Raw genomic sequence first — 17247 nt, 5'->3', positions numbered from 1 at the left:
ATTTAATACTAATCTAACATTAATACTTCGTCTATTGGTAATCTATAAGCTTTTAATGCAGGTTCTTCGGCTACGGCAATCTTAGTAAAAAACACCTCAGCACGGTCATTTCCTAACACAGCAATTTCATCCATTTTTTTTCTTAAACCCATAAGCTCCTGAATAGTTTCGGTATCTAAACCTTCGCCCTTGCCATGTAATATTCTTGAAAACAAATAAAACGGAGAAATTACCGGATGTACGGCCAGATTAAGATTAGTAGCTTCTAACCAGAATCGCTCCATAGCACGTCCGCCTTCAAAAAAATTCATCAGATCGTATTTCGGCAAAGTAATCATACATAGTGCCGATGCTGTTTTCACGATTTTTTTTGCAAGAGAATCAAATCCGTATCCTCCCTTTAGCTTATTAATGGTTCTGATCACACTTTCGTCCCTAATGATGTTTAAAGCTGCCAATTGGGAATTAGTAAAGCCCAGGGTTTTTACATCGATGCCATCTTTTTTAATTTTTGCTTCTTCGGAGGTCCATCTCATTTCATGATTAATAAAATCATGATGTCCGGCCGGATTTAAAAGCCGAGCCCTGTCACATGCACCAACAATATCCCCCAATTCTTTTAGTTCATGCTCATCTGTAAAATATTGAAACCTTGCTCCCTGAATTGACTCGGTAATAGCTGCCAACTTTTGAAAAACACTTAACGAAAGTTCCGTTTTGGGCGAAGGGTTCCTATTGGTGTGGCGTTTAAAAATGGCTTTGTCGAGATTAATCAATTCAGGATTCAACTTATTTCCAGCTTTTTTGAAACGAATGGCTGCAACTAATTTTTCATTTTCAATATCGGGCAAAAATTCATAAAATGGTTCTATCCCTTTACTCAGCGCATGGATATACAAATTTTCATATGCAGCACCAAAAGAAATAAATGAAGCGCTTTTCTGAAAATCACCAAAAGAAAAAGAGCGGTATTGGTCATGATAAAGAAATAAGATCCCATCACGATACAACCATTTCCAGGGCTGGTCATTCCCTGTTGAAGGGGCAGCACAGGCAGCAGTAACCAACTCATTTATTATATCATGATCAGGAGCTATGGTATCAGCTTTATTTTCTGCCTGATACTTATTAACTAATAAACGCATTTCGTCTGCATGGAGCGGTAAAAAAGGATTAACAGGTACTTGTGAAATAAATGGTTCAGGTACCTTATCACTCACTATCTCATCCAGATCAATATAGTATCTTCCTGAATCGTGAAACTGGTTCAATAGAATACGTCTGCAAACGTCAGCCCCCACAGCTCCACCCAACGCAACAGAGCTTGCCAGCTGCGGCCAGGTATTTATGGTTTGTTCAACCTCTATCATAGAAGCCTTTATTCGTAATGATACATTTTCAATACCCAGCATTTGTAAAACAAGGGGTATTTTTTCTTCATTAGTTAATCCTTTTATACTTTCAGGATCTACATCTTCTACTGTTCCATGTAATATAGGCCGGTCTGGTTCCAGGTCAAACCGTTCTACATCCAGCATCCCCCGGTCACTGGTATCCATCACTACCGGTATTTTAAGCGCTCTTGCCTTGAAACGCGACATTATTTTTATATCAAGCCCATCGCATTCATCCACCAGGAGATCAAGCTTTCCATTTTTCAAAAAGAAATCATTCATATTCTCCTCAGTTAAACCTTCAAAAAAACAGGTTACATTAAGGAAAGGATCTATTTCAGCAATTTCCCGGGCCGCGATTACTACTTTGGGAAGTCCCATATTGCGAACCCCGGTACGAATGCGGTTTAAATTACTTAATTCTAATTCATCAAAATCAGCAAGGCGCAGTTCACCAAACCCCCGTTCCATTGCTAATGTTAGCGCTATAGACTGTCCAACAGAAAGACCAATAATGCCGATCTTCTTTGTATGTATTATATCTTGTTCTGCCCTGGTTATTTTATATTGATTCCTGTTCGTACGAACTTCAACAAATTCACCCTCGGCCAGCAGATGTACCAATTGTTGATTCCATGGATAATAAACCCATGTTCCATATTCCTGAATATCTTTTCCTGCCAAATGCTTAGTAATAAGTTCGGGATATTCATCTTGTTTAATTTTTATTGAAGGATTACGGCACTTGATCAGTTCCTGCAGCTGACTATATATTTCGTCACACACAAATGTAACTTTAGCATCTTCAAATAGCCTGTTAAAAGTTACTTTATCCGATTTATCATCCAGTCTTAATATGATTGGCTGGTAAACACTTTTTGTATTCTTAAAGTCTGCCAAAAAAGTTGATATGTTATTCATCTGTATTGTGATTAAGAAATTCTTAACGATTAGAATCTGAATAAGTTACCATTTATCAAAAATAAATAGTTTTTAAAAAAAGTCCGGATCGTTGTTGTCAGTTTTACTTTTCAAAAAAGTCTTTTGGGCCGATTCAATAGTTTGAAATAAATTCCATTTATCAAGGTTCGGGATCTGGAGTTCAAAATCAATGCTTATTTTCTTATTTTTTAATTCAAGTATCTTTAAATTATTAGGATTAGCTCTCATTTGAGATATCAAAAGCTTATCTTCCTCATGAGCTTTACTTAAAACCGGAACATCCTTTAAAATCATGGCTGTTGCAATAAGATCAAGTTTCGGATAATAAAATGTTCCTTTATTGCCGATACTGTCTTCGAGTACCATCCCACAATTCACAACCGGTTTTACAGTATAGGGAGCACATAATGCGAAGAGTGACTGTATGCCGATCTGGGATGAAATGGCAATGCCTGTGCGTATCAGCAAGGGGGTTCCTATTCCATATCCCGAAAGCTCATGCGAATTCCACAGACCACATATCTCCCCGGTGCCATATGGAGCATATTTCCGGACCAATTCAAAAACCGATGGATCTAATTTACCGGTAGCCTGTTCTATGGGCAAAGGCTCTGTCCCCCCTGAAACATGTACCCTTGCACCTCCATATACCTCTTTCCCATTTAATGACTCTACAATTATTACAAAAGCAGCAGGATTTTTTGCCCATTCATTTTTAGAAGATGTAACCTTGGTAACACCAATACTGGTTAATACCTGAGTATGGCCCTGAATAAACAACTCACAGGTTTCAGGTTCATCAATAGCCCTGAACGCCCGAAGCCTGATTTCCGGCTTTTCCCTATTTAAACTTTCTCCCATTTCATAAAAATGATAGCCATTAGTAAATATAACGGTCTCTATACTACATCATTTGGTCAACCCTTTTGATAGGGTATTGTAAACCGCATGCAACAGCCCTTGCCTGCATCACTGTCAATATATATACTGCCTTGCTGCAGATTGATAAGTTGCCGGCAAATATATAATCCCAAACCAGTTCCCGGTTTCCCGTCAGTACGGTTAGCCTGGTAATAACGGGTAAATAATTTAGCCTGATGTTCTTTTGGAATACCTATTCCCGTATCAGTGATACTTACATCCAGTTCGGCGGTATGCTCATTTATCGGGCGAATAAAGGTTTTGACTGTTACCCCACCATCGTCAGTATATTTGATAGCGTTGCTTAAAAGATTGATCATAATCTGTTTCAGCCTGAACGCGTCTCCTTTAACTTTGATTTCTACTTCATCTGTAAATTCGGAAGTTAACTTTATCCCTTTTTTTTCAGCCATAAACTTCATCGTTTCCACTGCTTCCCCAATTTCATGACAGGGATCAAAAGTAACCAGCGTAAGAACACCGGTTTGCTGATGATCCATTTTTCCGGCATCCAGAATATTATTAACCGTTTCTATCAGCATTGTTGAGGAAAGGTTAATAGAGGCCAGTTTTTTTTGCTGATCTTCAGAAAGCACGGTTTTATTGAGCATATAAATAGTACCGGTAATTACCGTTAGCGGGTTTCGTATTTCATGGCTCATTGTTGCCAGTATTTCTGATTTCTGACCCGCAAGCATAACCGCTCTCTCATTCTCCGCTAAATAATTTTGTTCAGCTACCCGGGCCTTACGAATGTATATAATGAGTAAGATAATAAAGATCAGCACCATGCTTATGGCTATTCCCGTGAACTTATTCATTTCACTGGTAGCTGCCTGGTATTGTTTCAGTATTTCGCTCCTGCCTTTTTCCCATAGGCCTAAATCAATATCCCTTAACTGTTGTAAAAGATCGTGTAGTTGCGTAACCAGGCTAAGGTTGGCTGCTATTAATTGTTTATTTGATTGAACAAGCCGACCATTTTTCTGATTTAATTCTTGCAATAATTTCCCAATAACTTCCCCATGTTTCCTGTTAAGGGACCGGATAACAGAATCCCTGACCTGTTTTTCCCTCCTAATGGTTAAAGTTTTGACCGTAGCCTGGTTTTTGTTAGTAATAGCATCCTTTAAACGCCTAAATAATCCATTCTTTTTCCCTTTGTTATTGACGCTTACTGTAGTATCTGCCGAGTACTTTTCTTTTATACTCTGTTTAAAGTAAGTAGCCCTGGTCAAATTCCCAGGCACTGCAGCATTAATACTTTCTATGGTAGTTACTCTCAAAAGGGAGTCGAAATCATGCCGCAACACAAATACCTTTTGAGAGAGCAGCAGCTTTTTTTCAAATGATTCTGAAATATGCTGTTCGCTCCCGGGGAAGTATTTAGCGCTATCCGCCTGGTATTCTCTTAATACAGATTCTATCCGGCTAAAGATGCTTTTGAGTTTAAGCTTATAGTCTTCCAGCTTGTCACTGTGTCCATATAAACCGGCCTGCTGAAAATCGTTTTCGGCCCTGTTCAAATCCAAAAGGATATTGCTAATGTCCTGTGTTTTGGATGGCTCACTAAACTGGCTGCTTAATTTGTCAAGCTTTTGTACAATGGAATACTTTAAGACCAATGAGCCGGCAGTAATCAGGAAGGTAAAAAGCAAAAAGATAATAAACAGGCGATAAAGGTTTTTTGATGCCGTTCCACGTTTTATTAGTTTTTTATTCATCAATAATATGCCAAGTCTTTAATTTTTCCTGCGATAGTCACTTCTATAACTTGGATCGGTTATGTCTGGTATCAATACAGGGCATAAATATATTGAGAAAAACGATATCACCTCATCAATTAAACCGTCATCATATTAATTTTTAACATCGTCCTGTCCAAATCTTAAAAACAAAAGAAGTGTTATGTCAGGTAGTTTAACTATTATAAAATGATACTGCTCCCCGCAAAAGCCGCCAATTGTTTATTTGTGCTGCCGGCTTACCGGCCTGCAATAGTTACGGGGTTAATACACAATTGGTTGCATTATCTTAACAAAAATTATAGAGCTTCACAATCATATTATCAAAAAGCCGTTAATGTAAGGCCAGGGGCCATTGAAACTAAATTTGGATATGTAAAGCCCCTGTCATTCCTGCAGCAGTGGTAACCCACTTAATCGATTCAAAGGGGCTATTTATCGATTCTTGGTCATTCTTATTTGCGCAGCATTGTACTTTTGATATGAACCAATCATCCGCTTTTATTTTCGGTGAGGATGCTTGTAGCTCTCAATGATTAATATGAAATTAAAAAAGATCCTTTTACTGCGGCAACCGATAGCTTGCCTGCTTATTATAGTAACCCTAAACTCCTGTAAAAAAGAGAAAATCGCAACGGCAACCATTAATCCGGTTACAGTTGGTTTGTATGAATATACCAGCGGGGGTGGTAAAAGGATATTTATCCCTATTACACAAATAGGTACCCAGTCGTTTAGCTATTTTGGGGTATTTGATACCGGGTCATCAGGTATAACGATAGATGCAACGGGCATCCTGCCAGCTTCCATGATCACCACATCGGGCATACAGGTAACCGGCGACTCGGTAGTTGTAAACGGGATTACCGTAACTTCAAAAACCGGTACAGTAAGTTTTGGCGATGCTACAGGCACCACTAAAGAATATGGCAACCTGGCCTATGCCAGCATTAAAATAGGTAATACATCGGGAAATTATACATTTAAACGCGTTCCCATTTTTTTGTATTATAAGATAGTTGATGGAGATGGTAAGAAAATGGCTGCACATTCGGCTGATGTTTTTGGAGTGGGGCCAGGTACAAGCTATGCCAACAGCGAGATAACAAGTCCGCTAAGATATTTTGATACAGGTACGGGCCTTATAAGCGGTTTTAAACTGGCCACCTTAAATGCCACGAGCTTTAGCAGCACCGGTACTTATGTTTCCGGACTGCTCACCATGGGGCTAACCACCTCAGATCTTTCATCAGCTGGTTTTATTATGCATCCGCTTACTTATTATTCAAGCGGTGGTTATTCGCCAAATATACCCGGAACCATTTCCTACAGCGGAAAAACCATTGATGCACAGTTCCTGTTCGATACCGGAACGCCATCGGTTACTATTATTGAAGATAAACTGGCCACAACTTCATTGGGTCGGTTACCTGCAAATTCTCAGGTAACTTTAACCACCAATAAGGGTTTTACCTATACATATACTACCTCAAGTACAGGTAACCTTACCGAGATACAAAATCCTAATAACACAGCCGATTACCGGACAATTCTGAGTATCGACTTTTTTTTAAAAAACGAATACCTTACAGATTATACTAATCACCAGATCGGGTTAAAGAATAATTAATCTCCTAAAGTTGTTTTCATTTTCCCGGTTCATCGATACATAGTTGCAGGCATTACTATGCCAGTAATAAGGTATCGTAATCAAAATTACTTAGCCTTATTGGTGTCTTATAATTATACCTCTGCTTTGCTCTTAAAGCCAGTTTTATTTATTAAAAAATAAACTGCAGTATTATTATCTCCAATTCCTTTTTTTTTACTAAAATAATTAAGTAACTTTATTATAACCAATTTATAACCAGTTTATTTCCAAACCCCTAACCAGAAAGGAGCTCATTATGGGATGTGTTAGAAATATCTTATGTACTAAAAGCAAATCTCCAATTTTTGTAAGCCCGGATATTACTGTTTTTGAAGCACTGGAGTTAATGTACGAAAAAAACATAGGTGCCATTTTAGTGATGGAACAAGGAGAATTCATCGGCATTTTCACGGAAAGAGATTACGCACGTAAGGTGATCCTAAAAGGGAGAGCTTCCAAAGAAATCCTGGTTGGGGAAATCATGACAGAAAATCCGGTTACGGTATCCTCCAGCAATAGCATAGAAGATTGCATGAGGTTGATGACCGATAAGTTTATAAGGCATTTGCCGGTAATAGACGATGGCAAATTAATGGGTATTGTTTCCATTGGCGACGTAGTGAAATACATCATCGAAGAGCAAAAATTCATTATCGAAAACATGGAACATTACATTAAAGGCGAAGTATAATTATTTATAATTCCTAAGCTAAAATTCAGGGAAATACCCCATTCAAGGACAAAAGCAGTTTGTTGAGGTTGTTTTATAATATAATAATTATGAATGTATCAAACCCATCCAGTGTACCGTTCTGGCCATTTATAGTTTACGGTGCTTTTGTTTTAGCCTTAATGATCCTTATTATTTCCCTTTCCTATTTTTTGGGCCAACGTCATACAGATAGGGCCACCGGCCAGCCTTACGAATCAGGCATATTAGAAACCGGGTCAGCAAGACTGCGTTTTTCGGCCCAATTTTACCTGGTTGCCATGATGTTTGTCATCTTTGATATCGAGGTGGTATTTATTGTTTTATGGGCCTTGGCATTTAAAGAACTCGGGTGGCCGGGTTATCTCAGTATTTGTGTTTTTATTGGGCTGCTGGTTGCGGTGTTAATTTATGAGTGGAGCCTCGGAGCATTGGATTTTGGCCCCGATGGCAAGAAAATTCTGAAAGCGTATAAAAAACTAAACCTAAAGAAACCTGTAATATGAAATGGTGGCTCAGTAACCCGGCTGAACCGGCAAATACGCTAAAAGGAACAGGTTCTTTTGAAGAGTCTGTGGGGCAAAGTGTTATGCTTACCACAGTTCAGGATTTACTGGCCTGGGGACGAAAAAATTCGATGTGGCCATTTCATTTTGGCCTTTCATGCTGTTTTGTGGAAATGGCCACCAGTTTAACCAGCAAATATGATGTTGCACGTTTTGGGGCCGAAGTGATACGGGGAACCCCCCGTGAAGCTGATGTAATGGTTATAGCCGGAACTGTTTTTGTGAAAATGGCCCCCATCATTAAACGCTTGCACGAGCAAATGATGGAGCCAAAATGGGTAATCTCCATGGGCTCCTGCGCCAACTCAGGCGGCATGTATGATATTTATAGTGTTGTACAGGGAGTAGATAAGTTTTTACCGGTAGATGTATACGTACCCGGATGCCCGCCCCGGCCTGATGCTTTTATGCAGGGGTTGATGTTGCTGGCGGCCTCAGTAGGCAAAGAACAAAGACCTTTAAGCTGGGCCATTGGTCCACAGGGAGTTATAAAGCCCGAACAAGTATCAATGAAGGAAGAAAAAAGGGAAGAACGAAAAAAGATGATCGATTTTCGCTCTCCCGATGAGATTTGAACATGATTTGATACCTGTATCAGGCTATTAGTATTAAATAAACCTAAATAAAGTTTAAAAGAGCATGGATAATCATTCAGGCTTGGCAGATGAATTGACCTCTAAATTTGGAGAGTCTGTCTTTACTCAGCAACTTACAGTTGATGAGATGACTACTTTATGGGTTGCAAAAGAAAACATAACAAAGGTACTTAGCTATCTTAAGCACACTATCCATCATCCGTTTGAATTATTGTATGACCTGTGCGCTATTGATGAGCGGAGCCAGGCTAATAACAACGGATCGCCATCGTCTGATTTTACCGTTGTATATCATCTGCTTTCATTTAAACGAAACGTCTTTATCCGCCTCAAAGTAGCCTTACACGGCAGTTTTCCATCCATGCCATCCATTAGTTCTTTATGGAAAAATGCCAATTGGTATGAACGCGAAGTTTACGATATGTTTGGCATAACTTTCGAAGGTCATCCCCATTTAAGCCGTATACTGATGCCACTGACCTGGGAAGGGCATCCTTTGCGAAAAGAACATCCGGCAAGGGCTACTGAAATGGGCCCATTTAAACTTTGGGACGAAAAACAAGACCGTGAACAGGAAGCCCTGCAATTCAGACCGGAAGACTGGGGATTAAAAAGACATAGTGAGGATGCCGATTTCATGTTCCTGAACCTTGGCCCTCAGCATCCCGGTACACATGGCGTTTTACGCATCATTCTGCAGTTAGATGGCGAAGATATTGTTGATGCTGTTCCCGATATTGGCTTTCATCATCGCGGAGCAGAAAAAATGGGCGAGCGCCAGTCATGGCATACCTATATACCTTATACCGACCGGGTAGATTACCTGGGTGGGGTGATGAACAATCTGGCGTACTTGCTGGCAGTTGAAAAACTGGCCGGCATTACCGTTCCTGAAAAGGTAAAGGTAATGCGCATCATGTTATGTGAATTTTTCCGCATCGCGAGTCATTTGGTATGGTACGGCACTTTTGCCCAGGATTTGGGGCAGCTTTCTCCCGTATTTTACATGTTCACCGATAGGGAGAAGATATTTGATATTGTTGAAGCTATTTGCGGAGCCAGGATGCACCCTAACTGGTTTAGGATTGGGGGAGTTGTCCAGGATTTACCGAAAGGCTGGGATAAACTGGTGCGCGATTTTGTTGCTTATTTCCCCAAACAACTCAGGGAGTATCATCAGATGGTGATGCGTAACAGCATTTTCAAAGGCCGAACCGTTGGTATTGGCATTTACACCCTGGAGGAAGCCATAGAGTGGGGGGTGACCGGCCCGGGTTTACGGGCTTGTGGTTTTGAATGGGATTTCAGAAAAAAACAACCTTATTCTGGTTATGAAAACTTTGAATTTGATATCCCGACAGCACAAAATGGCGATTGTTATGATAGGGCCAGGGTACGTGTTGAAGAAATGTGGCAAAGCCTGCGCATTATTGATCAATGTGTGAAAAATATGCCTGAAGGGGATTATAAGGCCGATCATCCTTTAACTACGCCACCCCTCAAAAAACACACCATGCAGGATATTGAAACGCTAATTACTCATTTTTTAAATGTAAGCTGGGGCCCGGTAATTCCAGCTGGCGAAGCGATGAGTTGTATCGAAGCCACTAAAGGGGCCAACAGTTATTACCTCACCAGTAATGGCAACACATCGCCCTATAGGGTCAGGATCCGAACGCCCTCGTTCCCGCACATGCAAATGTTGCCATATATCAGCAAGGGGTATACGGTTGCCGATTTACTATCCATTTTAGGGGCTATGGATTATGTACTGGCCGATATTGACAGATGAAATAGGCGAAGAATAGAAGTTACAGGATAAAATAAAAAGATATGCTATCAACGGATGAAATTAGGAAGATAGATCATGAGATCGCACTTGTCCCCGTTCGGAAAGCTGCCTGTATTGAAGCATTGAAAATTGTGCAGCATCATCGTGGATGGATTTCGGATGAAAGTCTTCATGCCATAGCCGCCCATATGGATATGTCGGCCGAAGAACTGGACAGTGTGGCAACATTTTACAACCTCATTTTCCGTAAGCCGGTTGGCCGCAATATTATTTTACTGTGCGATAGCATCAGTTGCTATGTAATGGGTTATGAAAAAATTTATGAGCACCTGAAAACCCGGCTGCATATCAAATTTGGAGAAACCACTTCTGATGCCAGGTTTACCCTTTTACCCAATCCTTGCCTCGGCACCTGCGATCATGCCCCTGCATTAATGATTAATGATGATCTGTACCGGGATTTAACCATCGATAAACTGGATGACATATTAAAAGAATATAAATAATAACATGGAAACGCCACTCACACAGCATATCAACATTAATCGCCCCCCGCTTAATCTTAAAGATTATGTGCGTGTGGGCGGTTATCGGGCTGTGCACAAGGCAATTACCATGGCCCCACAGGAAATTACAAAAATGGTGCAGGAGTCGGACCTTAAGGGCCGTGGGGGTGCAGGTTTCAATACTGGAATTAAATGGAGTTTTGTGCCCATGAATGATAGTGCGCAAACCAAATACCTGGTTGCCAATGCCGACGAAATGGAGCCCGGAACTTTTAAGGACCGCCTGCTGCTTGAAGGCAATCCCCATCAATTAATTGAAGGTATGATCGTATCTGCATATGCTATACAGGCTAATATATCGTATGTCTTTTTGCGCTGGGCCTATAAAAAGGCAGCCCGGCTCATCAGGCAGGCCATAGATGAAGCGTATGCAGCCGGTTATCTCGGGAAAAATATTTTGGGTACAGGTTTTAACCTCGAAATGCATTTGCATACAGGTATTGGCCGATATATGTGCGGAGAAGAAACCGCGCTGTTGAATGCGCTGGAAGGAAAGCGGGCCACTCCCCGTACCAAACCTCCCTTTCCGCAGATAAGCGGTTTATTTGGCAAACCCACCATTGTTAATAACGTAGAAACGCTCTGCAACATTCCGCATATTGTTAATAACGGGGCTGATTGGTTTAAAGACCTGAGCCCCGGAGCTGATGCCGGAACTAAATTATATGGCATCAGCGGCAAAGTAAATAAACCCGGCTTATGGGAATTACCAATGACAACTACCATGCGGCAGCTCATTGAAGAACATGCTGGCGGAATGCAAAATGGCTTCAAATTCAGGGGAGCCCTTCCGGGTGGTGCTTCTACTGATTTCCTGGTGACGGAGCACCTGGATATTAAAATGGATTACAAATCGGTAGCCGCGGCCGGCAGTCGCCTGGGCACAGGTACAATGATCATTTTGGACGATCAAACTTGTCCGGTTGGTTTTGTGCATAACCTGGAGCACTTTTTTGCACAGGAGTCCTGCGGCTGGTGTACACCCTGCAGAGAAGGATTGCCCTGGACAGAAAAGATTTTGCTATCGATTGAAAATGGAGAAGGGCAACCGGAAGATTTGGAGTTGTTAAAAATGCATACTAAATATTTGGGACCAGGTAACACATTTTGTGCCCTGGCACCTGGAGCAATGGAACCGCTGCAAAGCGGCCTGAAATATTTCAGCGAAGATTTTGAAAAGCATATAAACGAAAAAAGATGTCCGTGGAGGTAAAACACAATGGCAGCAATTTATATAGATGGTAAAGTTTATGAAGTAAAACCTGGCAAAAATTTGCTTGAAACCTGTCTTACGCTTGGTTTTAACCTGCCTTATTTTTGCTGGCATCCCGCTATGGGGTCGGTAGGAGCCTGCCGCCAATGTGCCATTAAACTTTTTAAGGACGAACAGGACACCAACGGCCGTATAGTGATGTCATGCATGGAAGCGGTGAAAGACAACATGTATTTGTCCGTGAACGATCCCACGGCCAAAGCTTTTCGCTCACAGGTTATTGAATGGCTCATGACTAATCACCCGCATGATTGCGCGGTTTGCGATGAGGGAGGTGCTTGCCATTTACAGGACATGACCGTGATGACAGGTCACACTTACCGTCGGTTCCAATACAAAAAGCGCACCTATAAAAACCAATATCTCGGGCCTTTTATCAATCATGAAATGAACCGCTGCATACAGTGTTACCGCTGCGTTAGGTTTTATAAAGATTATGCAGGTGGAAAAGACCTTGATGTATTTGCAGCACATGATCATGTTTATTTTGGAAGGGCTCAGGATGGTATCCTGGAAAACGAGTTTAGCGGTAATCTTGCTGAAGTTTGCCCTACCGGAGTTTTTACCGACAAAACCCTCAAGGAACATTATACCCGGAAATGGGATATGACCATGGCTCCCTCTATTTGCCAGCATTGCAGCCTGGGCTGTAATATTATTGCAGGCGAACGATATGGTGAACTCCGGCAGATCACCAGCCGCTTTAATGGCGAGGTTAACGGTTATTTTATTTGTGACCGGGGCAGGTTTGGGTATGAATTTGTAAACAGCATAAACCGTATTCAGCAACCTTTAATACGCAGTAAAATTCCAGATGCGGCGGATAAACAAAGTTTATATAGCCACCTGAAAGGGATTTTATCAAACAACAAAGTAATAGGCATTGCCTCCCCACGGGCATCATTGGAAACAAACTTTGCCCTGATGCAATTGGTAGGAAAAGAAAATTTTTACCAGGGGATTTCCGAGAATGAAGCCCAGCTGATGCGAACTATCCTCCATACTGTAAACTCAGGATATATCCATACGCCATCTTTAAAAGAATCCGAAGCGGCCGATGCGATTTTGATACTGGGAGAAGATTTGACCAATACCGCGCCATTGCTGGCGCTGGCCCTGCGGCAGGCTGTAAGTAAAAAGCCTTTTGAAAATGCACAGCAAATAAATATACCCTCCTGGCACGATGCCGCGTTACGTGAGTTTGCCCAGCAGGAAAGGGGGGAGCTTTTTATAGCTTATCCCACTCAAACCAAGCTTGACGAGATTGCTTCCGGTAGCCTGCACATATCGCCCGACGACATTGCACGTTTAGGGTTTACCATTGCCAATTGTCTGAACAATACGGCCCCTGCACCAGGTGATATGGATGATGATAGACTAAAACTTGCCCGGCACGTTGCGGATATCCTGAAAAACGCCAAAAAACCATTGATCATTTGCGGAACAAGCTTGAGTAATGAAGCTATTCTTAAAGCTGCTTCGAACATAGCATTTGCCCTGGGCACTAAAGATGAAAAGGCCAGTTTGTGCTTTGTGGTTCCTGAATGCAACTCGATGGGGTTGGCTATGATGCAGGCGCCATCATTAAACGAGGCAGCGAAAGTTTTGGAAAATGGCGAGGCTGATACCGTGGTTATTGTGGAAAATGATCTGTACCGCAGAGGCGCTAAAAAGGATATTGACAGCTTTTTTGACCATTGCAAACAAGTAATTGTGCTTGATCACTTGCATAATGATACAACTAACCGAGCCACTGTATTGATACCGGTTGGCACCTTTGCTGAAGCCGATGGAACAATGGTTAATAACGAAGGAAGGGCACAGTGTTTCTTCCAGGTGTTTATGCCAAAAAATGAAAATTTAAGGGAAAGCTGGAGGTGGCTGGACGAGTTCAGGCAATTTAAAAATGGAGTAGGTCCGGAAGATTTGACTACACCGGATGATTTGTTAGCTGAAATGGTTGCACTAATGCCGCAATTTAAAGGAGCAGAGACCGTTGCTCCACCTGCTGATTTCCGTATTTCGGGACAGAAAATTCCCCGCGAACCGCATCGTTATAGCGGACGTACTGCTATGTTGGCCAATATTAATGTAAGTGAACCTAAACCGCCCGAAGATCCTGATTCGGCTTTATCGTTTACGATGGAAGGCTTTAAAGGAATGCCACCTGCGCCTATGATCCCATTTTATTGGGCGCCGGGCTGGAACTCGGTACAATCCATTAACAAATATCAGGCAGAGGTTGGGGGGGCTTTGCAGGGTGGTGATCCGGGCAAAAGGTTATTCCCGGAAACCCCGGTTACTGAAAATGCATTTTTGAACAATGTACCTCCTGCTTTTAAACCATCGCCCGGGGAATGGCTGCTTGTGCCTTTTCCGCACATCTTTGGATCGGAAGAACTTAGTATTTACACATGCGGTATTGCAGAGCGGTCCCCCAAGCCATATATCGCCATTAACAAGCATGATGCGGAAAATTTAAATATCAACGAAAGCGATACTGTGCAGGTACAGATAGGGGATCAGCATTATGAACTGCCCGCAAGGATAAATGAGGAGCTGCCTGAAGGCGTGGCAGGTGTCCCTTTCAATATCCCCGGACTGAGCGGCATTGGCTGGCCGGCAAAAGGAATTTTAACAAAAGCTGTGATATGAGTACAATAATTCAATATACCCTGATGATTGTAATTGTATTGTTTACATTAACTACAATTGCTGCCTGGCTAATTTGGCTTGAACGGCGAATGCTGGCGCTTTGGCAGGATAGGTATGGCCCGAATCGTGCTGGCCCGTTTGGTTTGTTTATCGTAGTTGCCGATACTATTAAGCTTTTTTTTAAGGAAGATTGGATTCCCCCGTTTGCTGATAAAACAATTTTTGTGATTGCTCCAACTATTATTGGGGCTACGGTACTTATGGGTTTTGTGATTATTCCGTATGCACCAGGCTTGCTCATTGCCGATCTGAATATTGGGTTGCTTTTCTTTCTGGCCATGTCATCCCTGGGTGTTTACAGCATAGTATTGGGCGGTTGGGCCTCAAACAACAAGTATTCCTTGCTCGGGGCATTACGGGGTGCCTCGCAAATGATCAGTTATGAAGTGTTTATGGGGCTCTCACTCATGGGCGTGGTGATGCTTTCGGGCTCGTTCAGGCTTACAGATATTGTACTTGCCCAAAAAGGGTGCTGGTTTATCATTACTCAACCGGTAGCGTTCGTTATTTTCATGATTGCGGGTATTGCCGAAACTCACCGGCTCCCGTTTGATATTCCGGAAGCCGAAAGCGAGCTCGTGGCTGGGTTTCATTCGGAATATTCAGGGATGAAATTCGGGATGTTCTTTATTGGCGAATATCTGGGCATCACCCTCATTTCTGCCATGGCGGTTACGCTGTTCTTTGGCGGATGGCTGGGCCCGGCATTCTTGCCGCCTTTAATTTGGTTTTCACTGAAAACTTTTGTTTTTATCCTGTTTTTCATCTTGCTAAGGGCTTCGCTTCCGAGGCCCAGGTATGATCAGCTGATGGAATACGGTTGGAAAATATTATTACCTATCGCTTTATTAAACTTACTGATAACTGGAGGGATCGTATTAATGATGAATAAATGATGATGTGATAATGTGTATTGCGATTACCTAAGGGCGGGCCGCGACAATGTAAATTCACCCTTTCACCAATGATAATGTAAAAAAGAGAAACGATGATCAGCATATTAAGAACCATAGGGCTCACTTTTCTGCACATGTTCAGAAAGAGGGAAACCATCCAGTATCCCGAAGAAAAGGTGGTACTGCACCCGCGCTGGCGGGGGCGAATTGTATTGACCCGTGACCCGGATATGGGGGAGCGGTGCGTGGGCTGTTATTTATGTGCCGCTGCTTGTCCCGTAGATTGTATTTCATTACAGGCTACCGAAGACGAGAATGGCAGGAGATACCCGGAGTTTTTCCGCATCAATTTTTCAAGATGCATTTTTTGTGGTTATTGCGAAGAGGCTTGCCCTACATATGCCATACAGCTGATTCCTGATTTTGAGATGGCTGAATATAACCGGCAAAACCTGGTTTATGAAAAAGAAGATTTATTGATAGATAGCGAAGGGAAATATCCGGGTTACAATTATTACAAAGTTGCCGGATTAGCTGCAGGCATAAAAGGAAAAGGTGAAGGAGATAACGAGGATCCACCAGTTGATATACACAGTTTATTACCTTAAAAAATGGACGTCGTTTTTTACATAACCGCTTTTGTAACCGTGATCTCTACAATCATGGTCATCACCAGGCATAATCCGGTACATGCGCTGCTGTACCTCATCATTTCTTTGTTATCCATGTCTGTGATCTTTTTTTTGTTGGGTGCGCCATTTGCGGCATTGCTTGAGATCATCATTTATGCCGGGGCTATCATGGTGCTTTTTATTTTTGTGATCATGCTTTTAAACCTGGGCAAAGAAACAGCAAAGCAAGAAAAAGAATGGCTTAAACCAAAGATTTGGATTGGTCCTGCAATTTTGTCGGCTATTCTTTTTGTTGAGTTTTTTTACCTGATCAATATAGCTCATCCCACATCGTACAACCTGCAAACTGTTGACCCCAAAGCTGTGGCTGTTTCCTTATTCAGGCCATACCTCATTGGGGTAGAACTGGCAGCCATGTTATTAATGGCAGGAGTGGTTGGCGCTGCACACATAGGGCAACATAAAAAAATGATTTTGCATCGATTTTTAAAAGAAGAGGATCCATTATGAAATCATCCGTATCCATAGAAATAGTCATGTTACTGGCAGGTTTACTTTTCGTGCTGGGCATTGCCGGTGTCATTATTCGAAAGAACATCATTTTTATGCTGTTGTCTGTTGAAGTAATGCTGAATGCTGCTGGTTTAGCCTTTGTGGCGGCAGGTTCACGCTGGGCACAGCCGGATGGGCAGGTGATGTTCATCTTTATCCTGGCTATGGCAGCGGCAGAGGTATCAATTGGACTGGCACTCATTCTGCAAATCTATCATCAGCATAAATCATTGGATATAGACAAATTGAAAGAAATGAAAGGATAGTTTTTTTAACAATTTAATAAATAAAAATACT

Annotated in this window: 15 protein-coding genes; 12 read left to right on the top strand and 3 right to left on the bottom strand. The window is 41.9% G+C overall.

Annotated features, from left to right (window positions below):
* Window positions 1-8: 8 nt before the first annotated feature.
* The 3 genes from M2273_RS28220 to M2273_RS28210 form a co-directional block, all read right to left on the bottom strand.
* On the bottom strand, window positions 9-2315 hold the full coding sequence (locus tag M2273_RS28220) for an Rv1355c family protein (RefSeq protein ID WP_429401298.1): 2307 nt from the start codon (window positions 2313-2315) through the stop codon (window positions 9-11).
* Window positions 2316-2387: 72 nt separating this feature from the next.
* Window positions 2388-3197, bottom strand: a complete 810-nt coding sequence (locus tag M2273_RS28215; protein ID WP_429401296.1) for a hypothetical protein — start codon at window positions 3195-3197, stop codon at window positions 2388-2390.
* Between the two features lie 56 nt (window positions 3198-3253).
* A complete protein-coding gene (locus M2273_RS28210; protein ID WP_429401294.1) occupies window positions 3254-4981 on the bottom strand; it encodes a sensor histidine kinase in 1728 nt (575 codons plus the stop codon).
* A gap of 562 nt (window positions 4982-5543) precedes the next feature.
* Here M2273_RS28210 and M2273_RS28205 point away from each other — a divergent pair.
* The 12 genes from M2273_RS28205 (at window position 5544) to nuoK (ending at window position 17216) form a co-directional block, all read left to right on the top strand.
* Entirely contained in the window at window positions 5544-6632 is a 1089-nt protein-coding gene (locus tag M2273_RS28205) for a hypothetical protein (protein ID WP_429401292.1), read from the top strand.
* Window positions 6633-6909: 277 nt separating this feature from the next.
* Entirely contained in the window at window positions 6910-7344 is a 435-nt protein-coding gene (locus M2273_RS28200; RefSeq protein ID WP_429401290.1) for a CBS domain-containing protein, read from the top strand.
* Window positions 7345-7433: 89 nt separating this feature from the next.
* Window positions 7434-7868 carry an NADH-quinone oxidoreductase subunit A gene (locus M2273_RS28195; RefSeq protein WP_429401289.1) on the top strand — a complete coding sequence of 145 codons (435 nt, stop codon included), beginning with the start codon at window positions 7434-7436 and terminating at the stop codon, window positions 7866-7868.
* The gene (gene nuoB, locus M2273_RS28190; RefSeq protein WP_429401287.1) at window positions 7865-8503 is read left to right on the top strand and encodes an NADH-quinone oxidoreductase subunit NuoB; all 639 of its coding nucleotides are present in this window, start codon (window positions 7865-7867) and stop codon (window positions 8501-8503) included. The genes M2273_RS28195 and nuoB overlap by 4 nt, the downstream gene beginning before the upstream one ends.
* 64 nt (window positions 8504-8567) lie before the next feature.
* Window positions 8568-10316, top strand: a complete 1749-nt coding sequence (gene nuoC / locus M2273_RS28185) for an NADH-quinone oxidoreductase subunit C/D (RefSeq protein WP_429401285.1) — start codon at window positions 8568-8570, stop codon at window positions 10314-10316.
* A gap of 41 nt (window positions 10317-10357) precedes the next feature.
* Window positions 10358-10822 carry an NADH-quinone oxidoreductase subunit NuoE gene (nuoE, locus tag M2273_RS28180; protein ID WP_429401283.1) on the top strand — a complete coding sequence of 155 codons (465 nt, stop codon included), beginning with the start codon at window positions 10358-10360 and terminating at the stop codon, window positions 10820-10822.
* Between the two features lie 4 nt (window positions 10823-10826).
* A complete protein-coding gene (nuoF, locus tag M2273_RS28175; protein WP_429401281.1) occupies window positions 10827-12095 on the top strand; it encodes an NADH-quinone oxidoreductase subunit NuoF in 1269 nt (422 codons plus the stop codon).
* Window positions 12096-12101: 6 nt separating this feature from the next.
* Window positions 12102-14810, top strand: coding sequence for an NADH-quinone oxidoreductase subunit NuoG (gene nuoG, locus M2273_RS28170; RefSeq protein WP_429401279.1), 2709 nt, complete (start codon window positions 12102-12104; stop codon window positions 14808-14810).
* Window positions 14807-15766, top strand: a complete 960-nt coding sequence (gene nuoH, locus M2273_RS28165) for an NADH-quinone oxidoreductase subunit NuoH (protein ID WP_429401277.1) — start codon at window positions 14807-14809, stop codon at window positions 15764-15766. The genes nuoG and nuoH overlap by 4 nt, the downstream gene beginning before the upstream one ends.
* A 92-nt stretch (window positions 15767-15858) precedes the next feature.
* On the top strand, window positions 15859-16374 hold the full coding sequence (gene nuoI / locus M2273_RS28160; protein WP_429401275.1) for an NADH-quinone oxidoreductase subunit NuoI: 516 nt from the start codon (window positions 15859-15861) through the stop codon (window positions 16372-16374).
* 3 nt (window positions 16375-16377) lie between these two features.
* On the top strand, window positions 16378-16908 hold the full coding sequence (nuoJ, locus tag M2273_RS28155; RefSeq protein ID WP_429401273.1) for an NADH-quinone oxidoreductase subunit J: 531 nt from the start codon (window positions 16378-16380) through the stop codon (window positions 16906-16908).
* The gene (gene nuoK / locus M2273_RS28150; RefSeq protein ID WP_429401271.1) at window positions 16905-17216 is read left to right on the top strand and encodes an NADH-quinone oxidoreductase subunit NuoK; all 312 of its coding nucleotides are present in this window, start codon (window positions 16905-16907) and stop codon (window positions 17214-17216) included. Before nuoJ ends, nuoK begins: the two co-directional genes overlap by 4 nt.
* The last annotated feature ends 31 nt before the right edge of the window (window positions 17217-17247 follow it).

Origin of the sequence: Mucilaginibacter lappiensis (assembly GCF_050433765.1) — a bacterium.
GTDB lineage: Bacteria > Bacteroidota > Bacteroidia > Sphingobacteriales > Sphingobacteriaceae > Mucilaginibacter > Mucilaginibacter lappiensis_A.
Note: the sequence above shows the minus strand (reverse complement) of the source record. Positions and strands in the feature narration are given on the sequence as shown.